This window comes from Staphylococcus sp. IVB6181 (assembly GCF_025561445.1).
Lineage (GTDB): Bacteria > Bacillota > Bacilli > Staphylococcales > Staphylococcaceae > Staphylococcus > Staphylococcus simulans_B.
The window spans coordinates 2,038,921-2,062,166 of record NZ_CP095096.1; the positions used below are offsets into that span (position 1 = coordinate 2,038,921).

General features: G+C 36.6%; 22 protein-coding genes and 2 tRNA genes. 13 read left to right on the top strand and 11 right to left on the bottom strand.

Annotated features, from left to right (window positions below):
- Positions 1-237 precede the first annotated feature (237 nt).
- Positions 238-3,954, top strand: coding sequence for a glucosaminidase domain-containing protein (locus MUA90_RS09915; protein ID WP_262586638.1), 3,717 nt, complete (start codon positions 238-240; stop codon positions 3,952-3,954).
- A gap of 107 nt (positions 3,955-4,061) precedes the next feature.
- Here the strand turns inward: MUA90_RS09915 and MUA90_RS09920 are convergent, their stop codons facing one another.
- Positions 4,062-4,481, bottom strand: coding sequence for a MarR family transcriptional regulator (locus MUA90_RS09920; RefSeq protein ID WP_105993748.1), 420 nt, complete (start codon positions 4,479-4,481; stop codon positions 4,062-4,064).
- Positions 4,482-4,630: 149 nt separating this feature from the next.
- Here MUA90_RS09920 and MUA90_RS09925 point away from each other — a divergent pair, with 149 nt between their 5' ends.
- Both MUA90_RS09925 and MUA90_RS09930 read left to right on the top strand, forming a co-directional pair.
- Complete coding sequence (locus MUA90_RS09925; protein WP_262586640.1) at positions 4,631-5,635, top strand: acyltransferase family protein; 1,005 nt, start codon at positions 4,631-4,633, stop codon at positions 5,633-5,635.
- 146 nt (positions 5,636-5,781) lie between these two features.
- The gene (locus tag MUA90_RS09930; RefSeq protein WP_262586642.1) at positions 5,782-6,945 is read left to right on the top strand and encodes an aminotransferase class I/II-fold pyridoxal phosphate-dependent enzyme; all 1,164 of its coding nucleotides are present in this window, start codon (positions 5,782-5,784) and stop codon (positions 6,943-6,945) included.
- Between the two features lie 148 nt (positions 6,946-7,093).
- Here the strand turns inward: MUA90_RS09930 and MUA90_RS09935 are convergent, their stop codons facing one another.
- The 5 genes from MUA90_RS09935 to MUA90_RS09955 form a co-directional block, all read right to left on the bottom strand.
- Entirely contained in the window at positions 7,094-7,543 is a 450-nt protein-coding gene (locus MUA90_RS09935; protein WP_105993745.1) for a MarR family winged helix-turn-helix transcriptional regulator, read from the bottom strand.
- 306 nt (positions 7,544-7,849) lie between these two features.
- Positions 7,850-8,668: a 1,4-dihydroxy-2-naphthoyl-CoA synthase gene (menB, locus tag MUA90_RS09940; RefSeq protein ID WP_105993744.1), complete on the bottom strand. Its 819-nt coding sequence runs from the start codon at positions 8,666-8,668 to the stop codon at positions 7,850-7,852.
- Positions 8,661-9,470, bottom strand: coding sequence for a 2-succinyl-6-hydroxy-2,4-cyclohexadiene-1-carboxylate synthase (menH, locus tag MUA90_RS09945; RefSeq protein ID WP_262586644.1), 810 nt, complete (start codon positions 9,468-9,470; stop codon positions 8,661-8,663). Before menH ends, menB begins: the two co-directional genes overlap by 8 nt.
- Positions 9,457-11,133, bottom strand: coding sequence for a 2-succinyl-5-enolpyruvyl-6-hydroxy-3-cyclohexene-1-carboxylic-acid synthase (gene menD / locus MUA90_RS09950; RefSeq protein ID WP_262586645.1), 1,677 nt, complete (start codon positions 11,131-11,133; stop codon positions 9,457-9,459). Before menD ends, menH begins: the two co-directional genes overlap by 14 nt.
- Positions 11,126-12,478 (bottom strand): isochorismate synthase, encoded by a 1,353-nt coding sequence (locus MUA90_RS09955; RefSeq protein WP_262586646.1) that lies wholly within the window; start codon positions 12,476-12,478, stop codon positions 11,126-11,128. The genes menD and MUA90_RS09955 overlap by 8 nt, the downstream gene beginning before the upstream one ends.
- A gap of 241 nt (positions 12,479-12,719) precedes the next feature.
- On the opposite strand from MUA90_RS09955, the gene MUA90_RS09960 reads away from it, so the two are divergent.
- Together MUA90_RS09960 and MUA90_RS09965 are read left to right on the top strand one after the other, a co-directional pair.
- Entirely contained in the window at positions 12,720-13,658 is a 939-nt protein-coding gene (locus tag MUA90_RS09960) for a 1,4-dihydroxy-2-naphthoate polyprenyltransferase (RefSeq protein ID WP_105993740.1), read from the top strand.
- Between the two features lie 170 nt (positions 13,659-13,828).
- On the top strand, positions 13,829-15,151 hold the full coding sequence (locus tag MUA90_RS09965) for an ISL3 family transposase (protein WP_262586160.1): 1,323 nt from the start codon (positions 13,829-13,831) through the stop codon (positions 15,149-15,151).
- A 138-nt stretch (positions 15,152-15,289) separates the two neighbouring features.
- Here the strand turns inward: MUA90_RS09965 and MUA90_RS09970 are convergent, their stop codons facing one another.
- Positions 15,290-15,862, bottom strand: a complete 573-nt coding sequence (locus MUA90_RS09970; RefSeq protein ID WP_262586648.1) for a GNAT family N-acetyltransferase — start codon at positions 15,860-15,862, stop codon at positions 15,290-15,292.
- Between the two features lie 156 nt (positions 15,863-16,018).
- On the opposite strand from MUA90_RS09970, the gene MUA90_RS09975 reads away from it, so the two are divergent.
- Positions 16,019-16,225: a TM2 domain-containing protein gene (locus tag MUA90_RS09975; RefSeq protein WP_262586650.1), complete on the top strand. Its 207-nt coding sequence runs from the start codon at positions 16,019-16,021 to the stop codon at positions 16,223-16,225.
- 22 nt (positions 16,226-16,247) lie between these two features.
- Positions 16,248-16,454: a hypothetical protein gene (locus MUA90_RS09980; RefSeq protein ID WP_105993737.1), complete on the top strand. Its 207-nt coding sequence runs from the start codon at positions 16,248-16,250 to the stop codon at positions 16,452-16,454.
- Between the two features lie 95 nt (positions 16,455-16,549).
- Here MUA90_RS09980 and MUA90_RS09985 read toward each other — a convergent pair whose 3' ends face one another.
- Together MUA90_RS09985 and MUA90_RS09990 are read right to left on the bottom strand one after the other, a co-directional pair.
- Positions 16,550-17,152 carry a CPBP family glutamic-type intramembrane protease gene (locus MUA90_RS09985; RefSeq protein ID WP_105993736.1) on the bottom strand — a complete coding sequence of 201 codons (603 nt, stop codon included), beginning with the start codon at positions 17,150-17,152 and terminating at the stop codon, positions 16,550-16,552.
- Positions 17,153-17,158: 6 nt separating this feature from the next.
- Complete coding sequence (locus MUA90_RS09990) at positions 17,159-17,344, bottom strand: YkvS family protein (protein ID WP_095106140.1); 186 nt, start codon at positions 17,342-17,344, stop codon at positions 17,159-17,161.
- 199 nt (positions 17,345-17,543) lie between these two features.
- Here MUA90_RS09990 and MUA90_RS09995 point away from each other — a divergent pair, with 199 nt between their 5' ends.
- Positions 17,544-18,530 (top strand): lipoate--protein ligase, encoded by a 987-nt coding sequence (locus MUA90_RS09995; RefSeq protein WP_262586653.1) that lies wholly within the window; start codon positions 17,544-17,546, stop codon positions 18,528-18,530.
- 88 nt (positions 18,531-18,618) lie between these two features.
- On the opposite strand, the gene MUA90_RS10000 is transcribed toward MUA90_RS09995, so the two are convergent.
- A complete protein-coding gene (locus MUA90_RS10000; RefSeq protein ID WP_105993904.1) occupies positions 18,619-18,837 on the bottom strand; it encodes an IDEAL domain-containing protein in 219 nt (72 codons plus the stop codon).
- Between the two features lie 211 nt (positions 18,838-19,048).
- Between MUA90_RS10000 and MUA90_RS10005 the strand changes: the two genes are divergently transcribed.
- The 4 genes from MUA90_RS10005 (at position 19,049) to MUA90_RS10020 (ending at position 21,472) form a co-directional block, all read left to right on the top strand.
- Positions 19,049-19,621, top strand: a complete 573-nt coding sequence (locus tag MUA90_RS10005; RefSeq protein WP_105993734.1) for a competence protein ComK — start codon at positions 19,049-19,051, stop codon at positions 19,619-19,621.
- A 154-nt stretch (positions 19,622-19,775) separates the two neighbouring features.
- Positions 19,776-19,850, top strand: a tRNA-Asn gene (locus MUA90_RS10010).
- Positions 19,851-19,855: 5 nt separating this feature from the next.
- Positions 19,856-19,944 (top strand) — tRNA-Ser (locus MUA90_RS10015).
- A 205-nt stretch (positions 19,945-20,149) separates the two neighbouring features.
- Entirely contained in the window at positions 20,150-21,472 is a 1,323-nt protein-coding gene (locus MUA90_RS10020; RefSeq protein WP_262586160.1) for an ISL3 family transposase, read from the top strand.
- 319 nt (positions 21,473-21,791) lie between these two features.
- Here the strand turns inward: MUA90_RS10020 and MUA90_RS10025 are convergent, their stop codons facing one another.
- Positions 21,792-22,043 (bottom strand): hypothetical protein, encoded by a 252-nt coding sequence (locus MUA90_RS10025; RefSeq protein WP_262586656.1) that lies wholly within the window; start codon positions 22,041-22,043, stop codon positions 21,792-21,794.
- Positions 22,044-22,412: 369 nt separating this feature from the next.
- On the opposite strand from MUA90_RS10025, the gene MUA90_RS10030 reads away from it, so the two are divergent.
- Complete coding sequence (locus MUA90_RS10030; RefSeq protein ID WP_114603695.1) at positions 22,413-23,243, top strand: ATP phosphoribosyltransferase regulatory subunit; 831 nt, start codon at positions 22,413-22,415, stop codon at positions 23,241-23,243.
- Positions 23,244-23,246 lie beyond the last annotated feature (3 nt).

The window sequence follows — 23,246 nt, forward strand, 5'->3', positions numbered from 1 at the left end:
TAGTGGCTATGTGTGTAGAAATGATATGGCCTGGATACTTGTTACTAACACGTTTTGATTATAACAATTATGTTAATAACATCATCAAGTCATCTATTTTCTAACGTCATCGACAGATACAACTACTTGACGTTAAGAATCAAACATCTCGGAACTTTTCGATATACCGATCCAGACGTTTATCTACAGACTGTAATATATTCAAATATAATATATTGTTAAAAGGAGTATCATTTTATGTCTAAAAAGTTTCATTACAAAACCCCAGCTATCATTGCATTAACGATTGCAGGTACTGCTATTACTACGCACCAAGCATTTGCGCAAAGCAATACAGACTCGGCAGATAGCACGAACACAACAAGCAATGTGAACCAGAATCAACAACCGACTGACAACCAAACTGCAAAAAGTACAACAACAACTCAGAATACAACTAACCAAATTGCAGGCACACAAGAATACAAAGACCCTGCACAAGTTCAACCAAAAACTACAGAAAACAACTTGAACTACGATTCAAAACTTGATCAATTGTCTACTCAAGCAGATACAAGTAATGGAGCAACTGCTCAAACTACAACTGATTCTCAAAACAATACGTCTGACAACACAACAACAGACACTACACAAGCTGAATCAAACCAACAAACACAACAAGAAGACACTGCTCAAACTGAAGCTCAAGCTCAGCAAACACAACAAGCGGAAACTGCTGCTCAAAATGAAGCACAAGCTCAACAAACACAACAAGCTGATACTGCAGCTCAAAATGCAACACAAGCTCAACAAACACAGCAAGCAGATACTACTGCTCAAGTTAATACACAAACACAGCAAAAAGCTGAAACAACAGCACAACCTACAACATATGCGGCGCGTTCAGTACAGCCGACAACATATGCTGCACGTTCAGTTGCACCGTCAACAACGACTTCTACACGTTCTGTGCAACCAACAACATATGCTGCAGCAGCTACATCATTACCTAAATATCAACCAAGAGTCAACTCTTCAATTAATAACTATATCCGTAACAAAAACTATACGGTACCGACATATGAACAAGATTTCTCATATAATATTCCGAAATATAGTTACAGATACGGCAAACCTGAAGGTATTGTAATTCACGATACTGCAAATGAAAACTCAACGTTGAATAACGAAGTTGCTTACATGAAAAACAACTGGCAAAATGCCTTTGTTCATGGTTTCGTAGATGGTAATCGTATCGTTGAAACAGCAAACACAGATTACCTTGCATGGGGTGCAGGACCTGTTGCCAACCAACGTTATATTCATATGGAATTAGTGCATACGCATGATTACGACTCATTTGCACGTCAAATGAACAACATTGCTGATTATGCAGCAACAAACTTGCAATACTATGGTTTAAAACCAGATAGTGCTGAATATGATGGTCAAGGTACAGTTTGGACACATAAAGCTGTTTCTAACTTCTTAGGCGGAACAGACCACGTTGACCCGCACGGTTATTTACAATCACGCGGTTACAACTATGATGCATTATATGACTTGATTAATGAAAAATATCAAATCAAACAAGGTTTAGTTGCACCTTGGGGTTCAACAACTGCGACTGCACCTAATACAAATACATCTACAACAACGAAACCAAGCACAAATACAACAACACGCCCTACTACAAACACATCATCTCAATTACGAGTGATTCCAGTAGATTCATTAGGTCGTTTATCTTCAACAAATCACGGTATTTACAAAACAGTTTATGATAAAGCAGGCGTTCAAAACTCAGCTTTAAATAACCAAACTTACCGTTTAACTAAAAAAGCGTTATTAGGTGAAAAATCATTCTACTTAATTACGGATTACAATAAAGGTACAAACTATGGTTGGGTGCAAACTGGCGACTTAACATATAAAGTCGGCCACCCAGTTACAACTAACACTAAAACTTACGGTATCCAATCAGGTACTAAATTATACAGCACACCTTGGGGTACAGATCGCCAAGTAGCTGCGACAGTATCTGGTACAGGCACACAAGCATTCAAAGCTTCTAAACAAACAGAAGTCAGCCCTTCTCAATACATTTATGGTACAGTGAACGGCAAATCTGGTTGGGTTGCAAGCTCAAAATTAGGCAGCTATACAGCACCAAAAACAACAGTAACTACTAAGAAAACAGATGTAAAAGGTGCATTCACAGCAACACCATCAAAAACTACAACAACTAAAGCACCAACAAAATCAACAACAACTAAAACAACTGCGAAAGCACCGGCTAAAACGACAACGACTGCTAAAACAACTGCGAAAGCACCGACTACAACAGTTAAAACTGCAAAACCAGCTGTAAAAGCAGCTACAACAGTTAAAAAACCGTCAACTGTGTCTAAAGCAGTCAATACAGTTAAAACAGCAGCTAAAACTACAGCAAAAGCTGTTCAACCGACAGCTAAAGCAGCTGTAACAAAAACTGCTGCTAAACCAGCAACAGCAACTAAAGCACCATTAAACAAAACAGTTGTTGTGAATAAATTAGGTCAATATGTAACAGATAACTATGGCTTACGTGCAAGTGTGTATGATAAAAAAGGTGCAAAAGCTGCACAATTCTTAGGCTACACTTACAACATCACACGTGAACGCAACCAAGATGGTACTTTATACTACTTATTGCAAAATATCGGTTTAACAACACCGCTTGGCTGGGTGAATGCAAAAGATGTTAAAGTAGCAGAACAAGGCAAAACAGCCCCTACTTCAAGACAATATACTGTAAACACTAAAAACAATGGTCTTTACACAACACCTTGGGGTACATCAAAACAATTAATCGATCCGTTAAATAAACAAAATGGTACATTCAACGCTTCAAAACGTACAGTAGTCAACAACACTCCTTACGTTTACGGTACAGTTAACGGTAAAACAGGCTGGGTTGCTGAAAAAACTTTAACACCTAAAACAACAACTACAGCAAACCGTGCTAACACAACAACTAAGCAGCAACCTGCTGTTAAATACAACCATGACTACATAGTAACAAGCAAAGGCGGTTACTATTACAATACGCCGAACGGCAAAGTATTAGGTTCATTAAAAGACCAATACGGCAACATCATCACAGTATTTGAAAAACAACTTGTGAACGGTATTACTTGGTACCATGGTACACTAGCAAACGGTCAATCTGTATGGGTAAAATCAGCTGATGTACGCGACACATTAACAAGAACTACAACTTCAAGCAATACATTAGACCAAGCAGTTGCAAAACAAATGAACTTGCCATGGTCTCCTAAAGTACAACATGTAGCAGGCAAATGGGTAGACGCTTCTAAAGACGAAGTGAAAACTGCGATGGATCCTAGAACTATTTCACAAGACGCAACACAAAGATACCAATTCTTACGTCTTGATAAAGCACAACAAATGTCAGTAGACAGTGTAAACAAATTGCTTAAAGGCAAAGGTATTTTAGAAGGACAAGGTGCAGCATTTGCACAAGCAGCACAAACATATGATATTAATGAAATTTATTTAATCTCACATGCCCTTCTTGAAACTGGCAACGGTACTTCTGCTTTAGCAAACGGCGGATATGTTGATAACGCGAACAAAGTCGTTACAAACGGTACTAAAAAGTATTACAACATGTTCGGTATCGGCGCAATTGATACTGACGCAGTACGCGGCGGCTTTAAAACTGCAGCACATTACGGTTGGGACACTGTTGGAAAAGCAATCATCGGCGGTGCTAAATTCATCACAAGTGATTATTTAGACAGAGGTCAAAACACACTTTATCGTATGCGCTGGAACCCAGCAGCACCTGCAACACATCAATATGCAACAGATATTAACTGGGCAAGCCATAACGCGGCAAGAATGAAACAAATGTACGATAAAATCGGAGAAACTGGTAAATATTTCGATGTAGATATTTACAAAGCTTAATCTGTATAAACTTAAAGGACCTGTTGAGCAATATTGCTCCGCAGGTCCTTCTTACATAAAAAATCGCGGAACGCTTTCAATTATTTGAAAAACATTCCGCGATACTTTTAAATATAAAAGCTTTTCTTATTCAGTTTCACAAGCAAATCATAAAGCTGTTTCACATCTTTTGAAGACAACTGGTCGCATCTTGCTTCTAATAATTCTTGACGTGCCGCATTGATTTGATTGATCAATTCTTCAGATTTAGGTGTCACACTGAGTTCTTTGCATCGCAAGTCATGACGCGATTGTATGCTCGTCACATAACCTAAACTGACAAGTTTTTTAATCCATCTGGAAACTATGGATTGTTCTTTTCCGATTTTCATCGTTAAGTCAAATTGGGATAAACTGTGGTGCTCATTCAAAATTCGTAAAAGTTCAATTTGTTCTGTCGTTAAATTCGCACGTTGGCCAAAACGTTTGTTTACAATGATTAAATCATTGTGTGTAAGTGTTATTTGCTGTTCAAGTTGTTTATACATGGATGTCTTACCCCGCTTGTTTTAATAGTTATATTATAAGTTTATCAAGCAAAATATACAACAAAAACTTGTAAAAGTTGTTTATCTTGCATTTAACTATGCATGTATAATACGTTAATATTATCCAAAATCTCAAAAGGAGTTTACATATGAATAAGTCACTATCCCAAAGAGATTATTATTTCGATAATGCCCGTGCATTTCTAATTTATTTAGTTGTATTCGGACATCTCTTAAATCCTTATGTAGAAGATCATAAATATATGGGATCGCTTTACTTGCTGATATATAGTTTCCACATGCCGTCATTCCTGTTTATCAGCGGCTACTTTGCAAAAAATATCGGGAAACCTGATCATTTAGAGAAAGTTGCTAAAAAACTCTTAATTCCATATTTTGTGTTCTTTACATTCTTTTCGATTTATTATTACTTAACAGGCAAAAGCAGCAACTTGAAATTGGATCCGTTTGATCCGGTCTTTGCGCTTTGGTTCTTACTGACACTCTTTATGTTCCATGTCATCTTAGTCATCGTGAAGAACTTTAAGCCCTATTTCGTATTGCTCATCGCAATACTCGTCTCTTTATTAGCCGGCTTTTCATCTGATATCGGTGAATACATGAGTTATTCAAGAACCATTGTCTTCTTCCCTATTTTCTATATAGGCTATTTGATGAATCGACATCAATCTATGTTGCTGCGCAATAAAAAATGGGTACCTATTTCCATCCTGATATTGGTCGCATTTTATGTTGTGTATACGATTCATCCGATTAACTCAGATTGGCTGCTCGGCAGTTCGCCTTATAGTTCATTAGATGGTCCGGATGTATACAGTCCGCTTAAACGTTTGATGCTCTATGCGGTCATTTGTTTAACAATGTTTTCATTTTTAAACTTGATGCCGTCTAAGAAGCGTTTCTTTACGTATATCGGGCAACGTACGATGTATGTCTATTTACTGCATGGCTTAGCTATCGGCATCATCAGAGGTTATAAATTATATCCATTCCAAGATCCGATTACGATTTGGACATATATTTATCTGATTCTGTTATCCGGCCTGATTGTCTATCTGCTGTCTACTAACTTTGTCGCGAAATGGACGAATCCGGCAATCAATTTAGAACGGCCATCCAAATTCAAATTTTAACTGTGAGACAATTTGTTTGTCTCACTTTTTTAGTGTTTAATGTCTTAAAATTAATTATATTCAGACTTATAGGCGCTTTTTGGTGTTACAATATGATAAGATAGCATTTATTACATATTGAAGTAATCAATTGAGGTGTTAACAGAGTGAAATTATCTTTAAATACAAATTCAAAATTTTTGCGTGCCCCGAGCATCAGACAATTCTCCAGCAGAATTAAAAATATACCGGATTGTATCAATTTAACTATCGGCCAACCGGATTTTCCGATGCCTGAGGTTGTAAAAGACGCTTATATCAAAGCAATTGATAAGGATCAAACCAGCTATTCTCACAATAAAGGATTGATGGAAACAAGAACTGCTATTCGCGGCTACTTTAACCAACGTTACAATGTCGACTATACTGAAGAAGAAATTGTAGTCACAAACGGTGCCAGCGAAGCTATCGATACTGCTTTACGCAGTATTTTAGAACCTGGAGATGAAATTATTATTCCTGGTCCTATTTATGCCGGTTATATTCCGTTAATTGAAACATTAGGCGGACAACCTGTGTACATCGATACGACAACAACAGACTTTAAAATCACGCCAGAAGCAATCAGAGCGCACGTGACGCCTAAAACAAAAGCGATATTGCTTAACTATCCGACAAACCCTACAGGTGTTATCTTAAGCCGTCAAGAAGCCGCAAACATAGCAGACGAGTTAAAGCAGCATGCTATTTTCATCTTAAGTGATGAAATTTATGCGGAAAATACATTCAAAGGCCAACATACTTCGTTAGCGGAGTTCCCAGAAATTCGCGATCAATTATTATTAATCAGCGGCCTAAGCAAATCGCATTCTGCGACAGGCATCCGTATAGGCTTCTTACTCGGCCCTGAGTACTTAATAGAGAAACTGACATTCATGCATGCCTATAATACGATTTGTGCCAATGTACCCGCTCAAATTGCGTGTATCGCCGCATTAACCGATGGTATAGATGCGCCTAAGGCGATGAATAAAGCGTATAAAGAACGCTTGGCGTATTTAAAACAACGTTTATTAGATATGGGCTTTGAGATTGATGCTGAACCTGAAGGTGCTTTCTACATCTTCCCTAGCCTTGCGCCATTTAATATCGAAGATGATTTCAATTTTTGTGTGGACGCATTAGAAAAAGGACATATCGCTATGGTACCGGGCTCTTCATTCACAGATGCCGGTAAAGGACATGTCCGTATTTCGTACGCTTACGATTTAGATACCATCAAAGAAGGTATGAATCGATTAGAAAATTATTTAAATGAGTATGTAAAATAAAGCTTTTAAAAAGTGAGATAGTGCTATTTGAATAGTGCTACCTCACTTTTATTTTTTCGTAATAAATCTCTTAATACTATCCCTAATAAATATTTTCGCTGTCATGGCAATGTACATTCCCTCTTCTTTCAATACATTCAGAATGATATCAGTCGTCTTTAGTTGATTCTAAGTTTCTGTCTGCAAATGTGCGCATCATGTTGTAGTATTCTAGTTTTTCATCGCTGTCTAGATTAAGCTGATCGATGACGTGTGTTGAAATGTTCTTGAACTTTGATTTTAACGCTTTCCCCTCTTGCGTTAAATGCAACACGACCTTGCGTTCATCTTCAGGCAATCTTTTTCTTCTGACTAAATCTTTCTTTTCTAAACGCTTAACGATGGGACTAATCGTTCCAGAATCTAAATACAACTTATCACAAAGTGTTTTCACATATATTTCTTCTTCATCTTCAATATAAGATAAGACAATATAATTAGGAAAACTGATGTTGTATTGCTTCAGATACTTATTGAAGCGATTAATCACTTCTTTGGTCGTGATATAAAAAAGAAAGCATAAATCATGATCTAAATCTTTTTTTGTACTTTTCGCCATAATTTTTTCACCTCTACGTTAAAATATATTCAATTTAACAATGATTGTCAACGGAATAGTTTTATTTAATAAGTAATTTCAGACTTACTTTTTATAAATTGTTTAATCCACACGACAAGTTAAATTAAGAATTTTGATTATGTTTTTAAAGTATTATCCTGTTATTAATTTCACAAAGATACATTAGAGGCGCTTCATTATTTCTCTTATAATCTATGGCAATTTTTATACAGAAAAACCCTGTTTAAAGAACAACGTTTGTCCTTTAAACAGGGTTGATTATTTGATTGATATACCCCTAGGATATTAAGGGAATTTAGGGAATTGATCGAAGTCTGGTTTACGTTTTTCTTTAAACGCGTCACGGCCTTCTTTCGCTTCATCAGTTGTGTAGTAAAGCAATGTAGCGTCTCCTGCCATTTGCTGCAAGCCGGCAAGACCGTCTGTGTCTGCGTTCATTGCTGCTTTTAAGAAACGTAAAGCTGTTGGAGAATGCTGCATCATTTCTTTACACCATTGTACTGTTTCATCTTCAACTTGGTCTAATGGTACAACTGTGTTTGCCATACCCATTTCTAATGCTTGCTGTGCATCGTATTGACGGCATAAGTACCAGATTTCACGTGCTTTTTTATGTCCGACAATTCTAGCTAAATAGCCTGAACCATAACCTGCATCGAATGAACCTACTTTAGGTCCAGTTTGACCGAAGATTGCGTTGTCTGCTGCGATTGTCAAGTCGCATACGACTTGAAGTACGTTACCGCCGCCGATTGCATAACCGCGTACCATCGCAATAACAGGTTTAGGAATCACACGGATTAAGCGTTGTAAATCAAGTACGTTCAAACGAGGAATTTGGTCATCTCCGACATAGCCGCCGTGGCCGCGTACTTTTTGGTCGCCGCCTGAACAGAATGCTTTGTCGCCTTCGCCTGTTAAAATGATAGTTGAAATACGTTGATCGTCACGTGCACGTGAAAAAGCGTCAATCATTTCTTGTACAGTCTTAGGTGTAAACGCATTGCGTACTTCCGGACGATTAATCGTCACTTTCGCTATACCTTCAAAAAATTCATATTTAATCTCATCATATTCTTTAAGTGTTTCCCACTGTCTAGCCATTTTGCTCCTCCTTATTTAAAAAACCTAATACTATTATATCAAATTGCTGCGCGTCTTCCACGTGAACCGTATGGCCCGCTTCTTCCACCACATGCAACTCGCTTCCTTCAATCGCTGCTTCCATCTTATGTGCAATCTCTACGAATTTCTCATCGCGTTCACCGACAATGAAACAAACAGGCAGCGTAAGATTAGAAAGTTCGGGCCATAAATTCGGCATCTGCCCCGTACCATAATCACGCAAAGCTTTCGCTAAGCCTTTCGGGTCTTGCGCTAAACGCATCTCGCGATGACGCTTACGTTCTTCTTTTGTCATCTTGTCTGCTTGCGACGCAAACAACGGAAGTTTCTCCCAGTCATTGACGAATACTTCAAGTCCTGCAATTTCCAGCACTTTGGCACGTGCCTCGTCCACTTGTTTGCGAGATGCTCTGTCTTCTTCATCCGCAATTCCCGGTGACGTACTTTCCAGTATCAAACCTTCAAGCGTTTGATGTCCGTGCAATGCATAATACAAAGCAGCACGTCCGCCCATGGAATAACCATGCAGATAAATTTGATACTCATCAAATTGTGCCAGCACTTCATCCAGCGCATCACGTATAAAGTCAAAATTCCATATCTGAGCTGCATCGCTTTGGTCTTGGCCATGTCCCGGCAGTTCAATCGTTAAGACCGATACTTTATCAGTTAATGCTTCGATGTGCGGGTCAAACGTTGAAGCATCGCTGATAAATCCATGAAGCATCACTAATAAACGCTGGGACGTTGTTTTACTTTCATAAAAGTTATAATTCAACATTCGCAATATCACTCAATTTCTGATATAAGATTTGGTGCTGTTTACGATTATCTTCGCGATCTGTACGGATTTCATAAACATATGATTCTAATTGCGATAAAGTCGTATATTTAAAGTCTTCCACTGTATCCAGCAATTCATAACCGAAATCATACAACATCGCTGCGTGTTTAAATTCTAAATGCGTCGGTGTTCCGAATAAGCGTTCAAAATACTTTGCGGCTGATTGTTTTTGCGGCAAGTAAGAGAAGATGCCGCCGCCGTCATTATTCAAAAGTACAATATTGATATGAATATCATTGAGCTTTGCCATCAATAGTCCGTTCATATCATGATAGAATGCTAAATCTCCGATTAATAATGTGACTTTTTTATGCACGGCCATACCGATAGCAGTAGAGACCACACCATCAATTCCATTCGCACCGCGATTGGCATAAATTTCAGCTTGGCAATCGACAAACAGATTATCTACATCTCTGATCGGCATAGAGTTGCTGACAAACAAAGTATCCTCTTTTGTCATCTTATCTAATAAAATACCGACATTCGCTGCTTCATCTGTCGCATGGTCAATATAACTTTTCACCTCTGCAATAGCTTGGCTGTTCATATTCTGCCAGTGTGTCATCCATTGTTTGCGGTAAGCAGTCGGTACATCTCCAAGTGTTCTGAAGAAATCATTCGGTGTCATTTCAAAGGTAATATCTGCCGGTGTCGGAAAGGCATCAGGCTGTGCACTGTTTTGTACAGCAATTTGATAAGCATCCGTTGCTTTAAGCCATTGATTCAGCTTTTTAGAAAGTACCGGCTTACCGACACGAATCACAAAATCAACTTCTTTAGGATCGAGACCTGCTCTGAATAATAAATCATAAGTTGAAATAATATTCGGATGGCCGGATTGGCGCAAGCCGCTTAACGGACCTGCAAGTATAGGTAAATCATGTACAGTCGCGAACGGTAAGAGTTCTCTGACATCTTGATGCTGCATATCTCCTACTACTACAAGGCCGCGTTTTTTCTTCAATAACGGCTTGATTGATTCAATTGTTGTCGTCTTTTGATATCTCGGAATGACTTTTTCATCCATGGTCAGCCATTCTGTCATTTCAAAATCAGGTGTCAACGGTTCTCTGAAAGGCAGATTGAAATGTACAGGGCCGCGTTTAGGTCCTGCAAAATATTGACTGGCAATCTGCATTTGATAGTCGATAACATCTAATGCACCATCTGAATCATCAGCCAGCGGCATATCAAATTGATGTCTGACATAGTTTTGGAACATATTTACTTGATTCAGTGTCTGCGGTGCACCGATACCGCGCAATTCATGCGGTCTATCGCTTGTGAACACCACTAAAGGCAAGTTGCTGATGTCGCTTTCTGCTACTGCTGAAGTATAATTAGTTGCTGCAGTACCAGAAGTACATAATATCCCGACAGGACGATTGCTGCCTTTAATCAAACCCAGCGCAAAGAAGGATGCGCTGCGTTCATCTGGATGAATCCATGTCTTGATACCCGGATGTGCTTCAAAAGCTAATGCTAAAGGTGTTGAACGTGACCCTGGGCTGATTACAACTTCCCTGATGCCGTATGCATAGACTTCTGAGGCAAGTGTAAAGACTTGTTTGGTTAATTTAGTTTGATGATTATCCATGATTTTCGACTCCTAAAGCATTCATCATCGGAGTGAATTTAAGTGTCGTTTCATCTAATTCACTCTGCGGATCTGATTGCTTAATAATCCCGCAACCTGCATATAAAGTTGCTTGGTCTTGCTTAATCAGCATTGAACGGATTGCGACGATAAATTCGCAATTATCTTCCATATCAATATACCCTACTGGTGCACCATACAGACCTCTTGTTCCGAATTCTTTTTGTTCGATAAAGTCCATTGCTTTATCTTTAGGATAGCCGCCTAAAGCAGGTGTCGGATGCAAACGGTCCAGCAATCCGATATAAGTCTTGTCTTCAAGGTCGGCTGAAATCTCAGTATATAGATGGTAGAGATGGTCATTTTTTAAGATTTTCGGATGTGTATTATAATCTACTTTATTCACATAAGGTGCGATGTCGTCTAAGATACTTTGCACTACAAAATGATGCTCTTGTAAATTTTTGCTGTCTTGCAAGAACGCATCAACATGTTTTTTATCTTGTGCTTCATCAGATGTACGGCGGATGGTACCAGCTACTGCTTTTGTTGACAGTACTTGGTTTTCAACTTCCATCAGCTGTTCAGGTGTTTGAGAGAAGAACACTGACCCTTCTGATTGCATGACGAAAATATAGCTGTTGGATTCGTTCTTCATCGCATTTTCTAAAATATAGGCAATATCGATTTTCTTATCAAAACGAATCAAGCGTCTGCGTGCTAATACAATCTTTTCTTCGTCATTCATAGAATCAATCGCTTCTTGTACCAACTCAAGCCACTCTTCTTTATAAATATCTTCGCTGCGTGAAATATTGCCGTTTGGTTGAGTCGGTTGTACTTTAGTATGTGCAACTTTGTCGACAATGTCATGCAGCACTTCAATATCGAATTCTTCTCTTAATACGGTATACGTAATATAAGTGGCTGATTCATTCAATGTAATCAGTATTTTCGGCAGCACAAAATGATTTAACCCGAATTGCCGCCATTCATCATCTGATTTGTGACTGGAGAATTGGAAGCCTCCGCATACTTTCAAGTGATGGTTTTCTGAATCTGGATGGATGAGTGCAATATCATTTTTATAGTTTTCCCATTCACGGAAAATGGTTTGTTTATTTTCATAATCATTTTTCAGTTTTAAAAGTGCGTCGAACCCGAAAAAGGCTGTTTCGCCAGAGTTTTCTCTGAAATAGAAGCGGTCATCGGCCTTATCTTCTGTTATTTGAAACAGCATAATCGGATTGGTCGGTTGGTCAATTTTGACCTCCACTGAAACCCATTTATTTTGGCTTTCATATATTGCGTCGAGAATTTGATCATCCTTGACACTTACAGTCATCTATCTCACTTCTTTCATCATTCTACTTATCCACATTATCTCATTGTATCATTTTTTAACTTCAACTGTACTTTGATTTGCACATTTAATAATTATTATTTCTACAAAATTTGACCTTTCTCTTTTCATTGCTTAAAATAAATTTATTAATCAGAATGCAGATAATTTAATATAGAATCTTTGTGTCTTTAAAATCCGCAGTCTGAAATTTGATATTTATTCAGTTTAAGAAGGAGAAACAATGTCAAAACAATATCAGGAATATTCTACTGTCCGAAAGTATTGGCTTCTGATGCGTCCGCATACTCTAACAGCCGCTGTAGTTCCTGTACTCGTAGGAACTGCAACTGCGAAATTATTTTTATTAGGTAGTGAAGACCATCTTAAATTAAGTTTATTCATCGCAATGCTGCTGGCATGTTTATTAATCCAAGCAGCCACAAATATGTTCAATGAATACTACGATTATAAAAAGGGATTAGACGACCATACCTCTGTCGGTATCGGCGGTGCGATTGTACGCAATGGTATGAGCCCTAAACTCGTCATGAACCTTGCGATTGCCTTTTACATCATCGCAGCAATCATCGGCTTGTTTATCGCCTCTCAATCTTCTTATTGGTTAATCCCAATCGGAATCTTGTGTATGGCTGTCGGCTATTTATATACTGGCGGACCTTTCCCGATTTCATGGACACCGTTCGGCGAATTATTCTCAGGTGTGTTCATGGGTCTGTTTATTATCTTGATCGCATTCTTTATTCAAACAGATAATTTACAAGGTTATGCAGTTTGGATCAGTGTTCCGATTATCATTACAATCGGATTAATCAATATGGCTAACAATATTAGAGACCGTGTTAAAGATAAAGCCAGCGGCCGTAAAACGCTGCCGATTTTACTTGGCAAGTCTAACGCTATCCGCTTCATGGCACTCATGTATATCGTTGCTTATGTTTGGGTCATCTACACAGTATTCTTTGTCCCAGGCGGTTCAATCTTTTACTTATTAGTACTGTTGTCATTCCCATTCCCAGTTAAAGCAATCCGTCGTTTCAAACGTAACGACACACCTGCTGAAATGATGCCGGCAATGGTCGCAACAGGCAAAACAAATACAGTCTTCGGACTTTTATATGCACTCGGTATTTATATCAGCGCACTGTTAGGCGGTATTTAATCGCTGACTTTTCGGAATGGAACATCGTGTTCCATTCCTTTTTGGCTCTATAATAAATTCGGTTGATGAGATAACCTAGCGGTTATTTCTCAATCGAATTTTTTGCATAAAAAGGGCGCAACCCCCTAATATTTAAGTTACCAACACAAATAAAGAGAGGAATTGCGCTTATGACACATTGTATAGCAAAAATACTTGATTATAAAGGGAAAAATATTACTTTTTCTGATGATGTTCAGGAAGTTTACTTTAACTTGGTAAGAACTTTACTATTTAAAGGCACTTTGACATACACACCAGATTGTTGTGAAAACTGCGGAGCAGTAAATGAAAACCATAGAATAGTAAAGAATGGTAAAAGAAAAACGATGATAAAGCTTATGAAGATTCAAGGTAGTCCCAGTTATTTAGAGCTCAAAAAACAAAGGTTCTTTTGTCGTTCATGCCATTCATCATTTGTAGCAAAGACGAATTTTGTGAAAAAACATCATAATTTCTGTAATAAATTAGCGCTGCATATTCTGTATCAAAGCCATGAGAATAGGTCTTGCAAAGGCATTGCTTACGATAACGATGTTAGTTCTGCTTCTGTAATACGTTATATTAATAAAACTGCAAATAGTGTTAAGTTAGGTCCATTTAATGAACTGCCCAAACATATCATGGTGGATGAATTCAAAAGTGTTAAAAATGTAGTAGGTAAAATGAGTTTTATATTTTGTGATGGTGATACGCATCAAATCGTAGATATTTTACCTGATCGTAGAAAGCGTGCATTATTTGCTTATTTTATCCGGTTTGATAGAGAAGTAAGAAAAAGAGTTGAAACAGTTACAACCGATATGTACAGCCCATATATTTCTTTATTTAAGCAGTTATTTCCAAATGCGAAAATCATTTTAGATCGATTTCACCTTGTTCAAGCATTAAATAGAGAACTCAATAGAGTTCGTATCAGGATAATGAATGAAAAAAGACATAAGGATGGCAAATACTATAGAAAACTTAAACATTATTGGAAGCTTATTCTTAAACCTTCCGAATCCTTGAATAGTACGCTTTATAAAGATAACAAGCTTTTCCCTGGATTAGAATCAGAAAAATCAATGATAAATTTTATTTTGGGTGAAAGCCCAGAGTTAAAGGATGTCTATGACAAAGTAAATGCGCTTCGTACATCAATAAAGACCAATGAAAATCATAAATTAACTCATCAAATTCTTAAATACCTTAAGGATAGAAATACTGATGGCGGACTTAAAAGAGTACTTAAAAGCTTTAGAAATTTTTTACCAGAAATTATGAATGCATTAAATCATCCTGGTCGCTCAAACGGCCCTATAGAAGCTATAAATAACAACATTAAAGTACTAAAAAGAATCGCTTATGGATACAGAAATTTCTATAACTTCAGAAATAGAATTCTAATCAAATTCAAGCTATTAGCTAAGAAAAAACATCGCTTCCATACCCCATTGCCTAAAGCAGCTTAAAATAAAAAATGCTCAGTTAGTAATACTAAATTCCATAGGAATTAAAGCAATACTAGCTGAGCGACATAGTTTATGGTAACTATAATATTTGATTTCAAATTTTATGCATCAACCGAATTTGACATAGAGCCTCCTTTTTTATTTGCTTGCTTCTGATGCATGTTGAATGACCATATGATAATAATCATGACCGTATAAATCTATCTTTCCCTCGCGTTTGAATCCTAAGCGTTCATATAAGCGCAGTGCTCCTGTATTTACTAAATCACAACTTAAACTGATTTTCCGATACTTCGGATCTTCAATAACTGCTTTCATTAACTGCGTCGCAATGCCTTCCCCTCTATACCCTTCAAAGACTGCGACTGTTTCAATATAGAGTTCGTCGTCTTCTGCTTCTTGCAGCGGCAATGGTGTCCCGATGGCTTTTGCTTCTTTCGGCAAATCCAGTTTCAACCAATTTTGTTCTAATGTCATTTCATCTTTTCCGTAATAAGTCACGATACATCCCATGACTGTGCCCTCTTCTTCATAGACGCGTACATTTTTGTAATAGGTTCTATACGGAATTTCTGCAATACATTGTTCTAACCAGCTGATCACTTGCGCTTTATCAAAACGTTGAACAATCGGCAATTCCATATCTTGCCAAATAATATAACTCAATTCTGCTATAGCATGTTTATCTTCAGGTTTTGCTGCTCTAATCATAAAATTCTCCTTTAATTGGTTCTCTACATATTCTATTTTAACAATAAATTTGGTTGTCTGTTTATTTTTTATCTTCACAAAGGGTTAAATTGGAAAATACGTGGTAAATCATCCATAATGAAGATATATCAAATTTGGTTTAAAGGAGAATAAGACATGAGAGTCAATAAGATTGTATATATCGTGCTCGCGTTGTTCCTAGGCAACTTTGGCGTGCATAAGTTTTATTCCGGACAAAACGGCCAAGCGATTTTACACTTAGCATTCTTTTGGACTGGTATCCCGCACGTTATTGCGATTATCAGTGCCATTAAAACATTGCTGTTCAGACCTGCAGATAAACACGGCAACATCAAATTTTAACGAAGCATGGAGTTGAAGTGATATGAATAAAGCAACAATTCTTTCGTACTTGCACGAAAATCCAAGCAAGTATTTAATTCTTTATATGGATAATGATAATGAAATCTCAGTAGAAGCTGTCGAAGAAGACTCAAATGCAGGTGTCTTACACGTCACAGAACCTTCTGAGTACGTTGTAGATATCACCAAAATTTCATATTTTGAATTATTGCAGCGTTCTACGTATTAAGGATAAAGAAAGCATAATTAAATAAAAAGAAAGAACCTGGATGCTTGATTGTTATTAAAACAGTCAAACCATCCAGGTTCTTTTTGTATAACCCTTTACGGGTGAAAAATCAGTAATAATACTACCGCTACGATTTGTGCAATCGTTGTGGTAATAATTCGACGCGTATAAAAATAGCTGATGGATAATATCGCCTGTACTATAAATATAAAGATACAGAGCCAGATTTGATCAAAATAGAAAAAGAGCGAACTCGAAGCCAAGGCAGTAATCACAATCGCTGCCCAAGCCGGCAATTTAAGGTTTAGTAATTGCTTTTGCAAAACTGTTCTCATATAGAGTTCATGGCATGGAATGACAAATAACAATGTCACTAGAATCTGCCATTTAAAATAAACACCAGAACGTGATAAATCTTTAATTAAGGACTTATAAGTAATATCTGCAGACATCAGCGACATAATTAATTGCACAATAATCAACGCAAGCGCTGTTAAGATACCTATACCTATAGACGTCAACAACCGTTTGGATTCTAAATCACGTTGATAAAAGACATAACTGATACCCGCAAACAACATAATACCTGTATAAAGATACCAGTATTCTTGGCGCTCTCCCCACATAATGATTAAGATTATATGGAATACTATAAAGCTTATTACAAACCACAATAATGCTTTTGTATTAGTTTTCATTCGTTTTTAACCTTCTTGATCAACTATCTTATAGCGTTTATGATTAATTACCGTTTTTTCAGGTAAATCTAATTCTTCAAAGTTTTTCATAATCGTTAAGTCAACAATAACTGAGTTATCGTTAATCTTTTCGACACGGCCTCTTAAACCGTCATAAAATTCTACAATATCTCCTACTTCTGCAACAGTCATTACAGGTCCTCCTTGAATTATACTATTCTATATTGTACTAAAATTCGCCCCTCAAATAAACAAATATCCTGTAAACACGTTATAATTGAATATGAAGTCCGACTAAGTTGCGAAAGGCAAAGTGTATAGTTGGCATTTTATCCTAAAATGCGTCATAAATAAAGTAACAAGCAAAGTATGAACAAAGGAGAGAATAAGCATGAAGTTTGTTAGTAATAATGGCATTACAGACCCCAGTTTAAATTTAGCAATGGAAGAATATATATTAAAACATCTTCCGCAAGATAACGATTACTTCTTATTTTATATTAACCGCCCTTCTATCATTATCGGTAAAAACCAAAATACGATTGAAGAAGTCGATCAACATTATGTAGATGAACATAATATCGATGTCATTCGCCGTATTTCTGGCGGCGGTGCAGTATATCACGACTTCGGCAACTTAAACTTCAGTTTCATCACAGATGATGACGGCAATAGTTTCCATAACTTCAAGAAATTTACAGAGCCGATTGTGCAAGCATTGCGCAGTATCGGTGTAAACGCTGAAATGACAGGCCGCAACGATATTCAAATCGGACCGGCAAAAATTTCAGGAAATGCGATGGTGAAAGTCAAAGAGCGTATGTTCAGCCACGGTACACTGATACTGGACAGCGACTTAGACGAGGTTACAAACGCATTGCGTGTCAACCCTGCTAAAATCAAATCTAAAGGAATTAAATCTGTACGCAAACGTGTCGCAAACATTTCAGAGTTCCTAGATGAACCTATGGACATTGAGGAATTCAAAGAAATTATTTTAAAACACATCTTCGGAGAACATGAGGTAGAAGAATACCCATTAACAGATGAAGATTGGAAGAATATAGAAGCACTAAGCAATGAAAAATATCGCACATGGGATTGGAACTATGGTAAAAACCCTAAATACAACTTTGAACGTGAAGAAAAATTCGAGAAAGGCTTCGTTCAAGTTAAATTAGATGTCAAACGCGGTCGTATCGAACATGCGAAAATCTTCGGAGACTTCTTTGGGGTCGGCGATGTAGCTGATTTAGAACACGCTTTAATCGGCAGCTTGCATAATTTCGAAAGTATCGAAGCAGCACTATCTGAATACGATATCTACCATTACTTCGGAGATATTCCTAGAGAAGAACTCATTCGACTCATGTCATAAAAATAAAATAATTCATACAAAAAAGGTCTATTCATTACTTGTTAGAAAATGAATAGACCTTTATTTTAAACAGGAACTTGACGACGAGTTAGCCAATTAAAACATCCTCCAATTGATTGTATTCTTCAGTGTAGCGATTGAATGCTTCTTCATCCTTTTCAACTAATGCTTGATCAATCAGCACCGCCAACTTTTCTTTACGTACATTACGCAATGCTTGGTCGATTACCAATTCTACCCCTAAATCATTTACATTGGCTACGAATGCTTGAAGCGTCCCATTTTTTACATTGATATTGTGATTCATGATAATCACTGCCTTTCTCTTTTTAATTTAACTATGAGTATACATGTCATTTTATCTAAAATCAATGAATATTCTGACTTTTTAAAAAATAAAATGTGTAATATTAATACAAAAGTTTCTATTGACTTATCTAGGTGCTAGTATACAATAATTACATGATTAGATTTTTAACATAAACTAATCTCTACCAATTAAATAGGAGGAAATGTTCATGGACGAACACTGTATCTTTAAAAGCGACGATATGGCTATGGTTCCGATTCGCACAGACCAGTATGGTGACCTGCACACACAAATTCTCACCTACAAAAAAGAACCGAGGATTGCAGCGCATACACCGCAAAAAACTTTAGAAGCTTCCTGCCGCTTCTACGGATCAACTTTCCAAAACCTTCGTTCCGACACTGCTCGGCTTTCTAAAATTAATAGTAAACCCCCTATTTTACTATCACCTGTTATTTCAATCTTTTTATTCTCTACACATTCAGAGCGCTCTGAAGACAATATCTGGATTAACATTGAATTTATCCAAGATGTCAAAGCATTAAAAAACAACGCAACCAAAATCACCTTCTCAGATGGTCAATCTCTTATCACTACAGCCACTGTACGTACTATTTGGCATCAGTATAAAAATGCGGCCTATTACGAACACATTATCCGCAAACGTGTTAAGAAGATTAAATGGAACACAGATAATCCCATTGACTACTCCAAACCTGCCTTAGATGTCTATGAAACACTATGTACCTACCTCGTAATAAATAACACACCAAAGGTCTAGGGTATTTTTAAACGATTTAAACACTTTGTTAAAATGCGGGATGTTTATATTGATTGAGTGTAAATGTTCCGCAACTTTTTCGTTATTTTCTCTTGAATTATTTTAACAGGTTGTTATAATAGTATTTGTGCTCGAAGAAATCTAATTATATTATTCCACAGTAGCTCAGTGGTAGAGCTATCGGCTGTTAACCGATCGGTCGTAGGTTCGAGTCCTACCTGTGGAGCCATTTTTGGAAACGTACTCAAGTTGGCCGAAGAGGCGCCCCTGCTAAGGGTGTAGGTCGCGAAAGCGGCGCGAGGGTTCGAATCCCTCCGTTTCCGTTAACATTTAACAGATACTTAAAAGAAACGCTGTATATACAGTGTTTCTTTTTTTATGCCTTAACATTCATTAATAATGGCTCTATAATAAATTCGGTTGATGAGATAACCTAGCGGTTATTTCTCAATCGAATTTTTTGCATAAAAAGGGCGCAACCCCCTAATATTTAAGTTACCAACACAAATAAAGAGAGGAATTGCGCTTATGACACATTGTATAGCAAAAATACTTGATTATAAAGGGAAAAATATTACTTTTTCTGATGATGTTCAGGAAGTTTACTTTAACTTGGTAAGAACTTTACTATTTAAAGGCACTTTGACATACACACCAGATTGTTGTGAAAACTGCGGAGCAGTAAATGAAAACCATAGAATAGTAAAGAATGGTAAAAGAAAAACGATGATAAAGCTTATGAAGATTCAAGGTAGTCCCAGTTATTTAGAGCTCAAAAAACAAAGGTTCTTTTGTCGTTCATGCCATTCATCATTTGTAGCAAAGACGAATTTTGTGAAAAAACATCATAATTTCTGTAATAAATTAGCGCTGCATATTCTGTATCAAAGCCATGAGAATAGGTCTTGCAAAGGCATTGCTTACGATAACGATGTTAGTTCTGCTTCTGTAATACGTTATATTAATAAAACTGCAAATAGTGTTAAGTTAGGTCCATTTAATGAACTGCCCAAACATATCATGGTGGATGAATTCAAAAGTGTTAAAAATGTAGTAGGTAAAATGAGTTTTATATTTTGTGATGGTGATACGCATCAAATCGTAGATATTTTACCTGATCGTAGAAAGCGTGCATTATTTGCTTATTTTATCCGGTTTGATAGAGAAGTAAGAAAAAGAGTTGAAACAGTTACAACCGATATGTACAGCCCATATATTTCTTTATTTAAGCAGTTATTTCCAAATGCGAAAATCATTTTAGATCGATTTCACCTTGTTCAAGCATTAAATAGAGAACTCAATAGAGTTCGTATCAGGATAATGAATGAAAAAAGACATAAGGATGGCAAATACTATAGAAAACTTAAACATTATTGGAAGCTTATTCTTAAACCTTCCGAATCCTTGAATAGTACGCTTTATAAAGATAACAAGCTTTTCCCTGGATTAGAATCAGAAAAATCAATGATAAATTTTATTTTGGGTGAAAGCCCAGAGTTAAAGGATGTCTATGACAAAGTAAATGCGCTTCGTACATCAATAAAGACCAATGAAAATCATAAATTAACTCATCAAATTCTTAAATACCTTAAGGATAGAAATACTGATGGCGGACTTAAAAGAGTACTTAAAAGCTTTAGAAATTTTTTACCAGAAATTATGAATGCATTAAATCATCCTGGTCGCTCAAACGGCCCTATAGAAGCTATAAATAACAACATTAAAGTACTAAAAAGAATCGCTTATGGATACAGAAATTTCTATAACTTCAGAAATAGAATTCTAATCAAATTCAAGCTATTAGCTAAGAAAAAACATCGCTTCCATACCCCATTGCCTAAAGCAGCTTAAAATAAAAAATGCTCAGTTAGTAATACTAAATTCCATAGGAATTAAAGCAATACTAGCTGAGCGACATAGTTTATGGTAACTATAATATTTGATTTCAAATTTTATGCATCAACCGAATTTGACATAGAGCCTTAATAATTTTTAATTTTCGAATCTATTTGACCTTTTCTTTTACAATCTTGATTACTGACACCTTAATGAGTAAGTTAACAGTCTAGCCAAAACAAAACAACCCACAATAACGTTATAACTAAAATTAGCACCTAACCATTGTATATTAGTTAGGTGCTTTAAATATTGTTGTATATGCTACTACTTTTTAACCCCAAGCTACAAAATCAGTTTCGGGAAATAATTTATTCTTAGTGTTTGATCTAATACGACTAATTGCATGAATATAATACCAATCAAATCCTTCTCCCTCTTCGCCAGATTTTTCCGACTGTAAGATTTCAAGCGTATGGATATTTATTGTAATTTCTCCAGGTTGTATTGATTTATCCTTCCTAGGATAATAAATATAGGTGACAGTATCTTTAGTGAGTGATTTCCTTTCAATTCCGATAAACATGACTATCCCTCCAATTTCAAAAGCACTTTTTTGTTATATTACATTCTTTCTTATGACTGTTATCTATATTTCCCAACGATTTTCTATACTTTCCTATTCTATTTTCTTAATGGTTTAAGCTTATCTATATTCCTTTACCTCACTACATCTATTATACTGTATACTATATAATAAATATAGGTTCTAATATTATATTTAGAGATGTTGTACAGGAAAAGTGTAGTACGTTTTAACAGTGTTTGATTTCTGTTAATATTCAGAATCTTTTGTTGCTTTGAACTATATTTCATGCTATGATTACGTCATTAATTCAATTTTACTTTAGTTCGGTAGAGAGTAAAAGCGTTAGGTGAAAGTGAGGAACTATAAATGGAATACATCGAATACCAAGATAAGGTGCTTAAAAGAAAAGAATTAGAATTGCGTTTTTTAAACTATTTCCAGTCGCATCAATATGAAGTGATTGATATGCATTTGATCGAACGTTTGAATTGGCAGCAGTTAACTCAAGATGATTTAGAAAGTATGGGTACACGCAGTATATGGAAAAATGGTCAAAACTTCTTTGCGCTTCGCAATGACTGGACTGATCAGCTGCAGCATTATGTACGTACTTATTCGCTGAATCTTAAACAAGTTGCTTATGCAGGTCCTATCGCAAACAACGAGCATATCAGTACCAACTTAGGTATTGAAGTCTTCCATCCTTCTTACGAAGAAATGTTGACGAGCTTTCAATTGATGTTGCGTTTTATTCAACAAGAGATGAAACAAAAGGTAGATTTTGCGGTCATCGGCCACTATCAATTGTTGTCATTGTTATTAACAGATGAAGAACGTACATCCAACATCTTACAGCTCATTAATGAGCGCAACCTTTCAGAGTTGAGCAAGCAATTGCCGAAAGGTCATAAATTAATTACTTTATTGAAACAACCGACACATTTACAGCTGGATTATATTCAGTCGCTTATTCCGAATGATCATCCGACTTATTTATCACTTTTAAGATGGTCAGAAGAATTGAAGCGTGCAGGTATTTCAACTATTCATTTAGATATTACAACAATGCCGCCGAAATCATATTATATCGGCAGTTTTATGCAGCTGTTCCAAAATGACCAATCAGAACCGATTATGTCCGGCGGTCATTATAATGGTGAAATTGATGGTTTCGGATTCGGAATTAAAATTGATTAGGAG

What these genes read in the sequence shown, in the direction of transcription:
- MUA90_RS09970 (WP_262586648.1), bottom strand. Translation starts at nt 15,862, where the DNA reads ATGATTAGAGCAGCAAAACCTGAAGATAAACATGCTATAGCAGAATTG.
- MUA90_RS10005 (WP_105993734.1), top strand. Translation starts at nt 19,049, where the DNA reads ATGGACGAACACTGTATCTTTAAAAGCGACGATATGGCTATGGTTCCG.
- MUA90_RS09960 (WP_105993740.1), top strand. Translation starts at nt 12,720, where the DNA reads ATGTCAAAACAATATCAGGAATATTCTACTGTCCGAAAGTATTGGCTT.
- MUA90_RS10020 (WP_262586160.1), top strand. Translation starts at nt 20,150, where the DNA reads ATGACACATTGTATAGCAAAAATACTTGATTATAAAGGGAAAAATATT.
- MUA90_RS09985 (WP_105993736.1), bottom strand. Translation starts at nt 17,152, where the DNA reads ATGAAAACTAATACAAAAGCATTATTGTGGTTTGTAATAAGCTTTATA.
- MUA90_RS10025 (WP_262586656.1), bottom strand. Translation starts at nt 22,043, where the DNA reads ATGTTTATCGGAATTGAAAGGAAATCACTCACTAAAGATACTGTCACC.
- MUA90_RS09980 (WP_105993737.1), top strand. Translation starts at nt 16,248, where the DNA reads ATGAATAAAGCAACAATTCTTTCGTACTTGCACGAAAATCCAAGCAAG.
- MUA90_RS09935 (WP_105993745.1), bottom strand. Translation starts at nt 7,543, where the DNA reads ATGGCGAAAAGTACAAAAAAAGATTTAGATCATGATTTATGCTTTCTT.
- MUA90_RS09915 (WP_262586638.1), top strand. Translation starts at nt 238, where the DNA reads ATGTCTAAAAAGTTTCATTACAAAACCCCAGCTATCATTGCATTAACG.
- menH (WP_262586644.1), bottom strand. Translation starts at nt 9,470, where the DNA reads ATGTTGAATTATAACTTTTATGAAAGTAAAACAACGTCCCAGCGTTTA.
- MUA90_RS09965 (WP_262586160.1), top strand. Translation starts at nt 13,829, where the DNA reads ATGACACATTGTATAGCAAAAATACTTGATTATAAAGGGAAAAATATT.
- MUA90_RS09990 (WP_095106140.1), bottom strand. Translation starts at nt 17,344, where the DNA reads ATGACTGTTGCAGAAGTAGGAGATATTGTAGAATTTTATGACGGTTTA.
- MUA90_RS09955 (WP_262586646.1), bottom strand. Translation starts at nt 12,478, where the DNA reads ATGACTGTAAGTGTCAAGGATGATCAAATTCTCGACGCAATATATGAA.
- MUA90_RS09975 (WP_262586650.1), top strand. Translation starts at nt 16,019, where the DNA reads ATGAGAGTCAATAAGATTGTATATATCGTGCTCGCGTTGTTCCTAGGC.
- menD (WP_262586645.1), bottom strand. Translation starts at nt 11,133, where the DNA reads ATGGATAATCATCAAACTAAATTAACCAAACAAGTCTTTACACTTGCC.
- MUA90_RS10000 (WP_105993904.1), bottom strand. Translation starts at nt 18,837, where the DNA reads ATGAATCACAATATCAATGTAAAAAATGGGACGCTTCAAGCATTCGTA.
- MUA90_RS09995 (WP_262586653.1), top strand. Translation starts at nt 17,544, where the DNA reads ATGAAGTTTGTTAGTAATAATGGCATTACAGACCCCAGTTTAAATTTA.
- menB (WP_105993744.1), bottom strand. Translation starts at nt 8,668, where the DNA reads ATGGCTAGACAGTGGGAAACACTTAAAGAATATGATGAGATTAAATAT.
- MUA90_RS09920 (WP_105993748.1), bottom strand. Translation starts at nt 4,481, where the DNA reads ATGTATAAACAACTTGAACAGCAAATAACACTTACACACAATGATTTA.
- MUA90_RS10030 (WP_114603695.1), top strand. Translation starts at nt 22,413, where the DNA reads ATGGAATACATCGAATACCAAGATAAGGTGCTTAAAAGAAAAGAATTA.
- MUA90_RS09925 (WP_262586640.1), top strand. Translation starts at nt 4,631, where the DNA reads ATGAATAAGTCACTATCCCAAAGAGATTATTATTTCGATAATGCCCGT.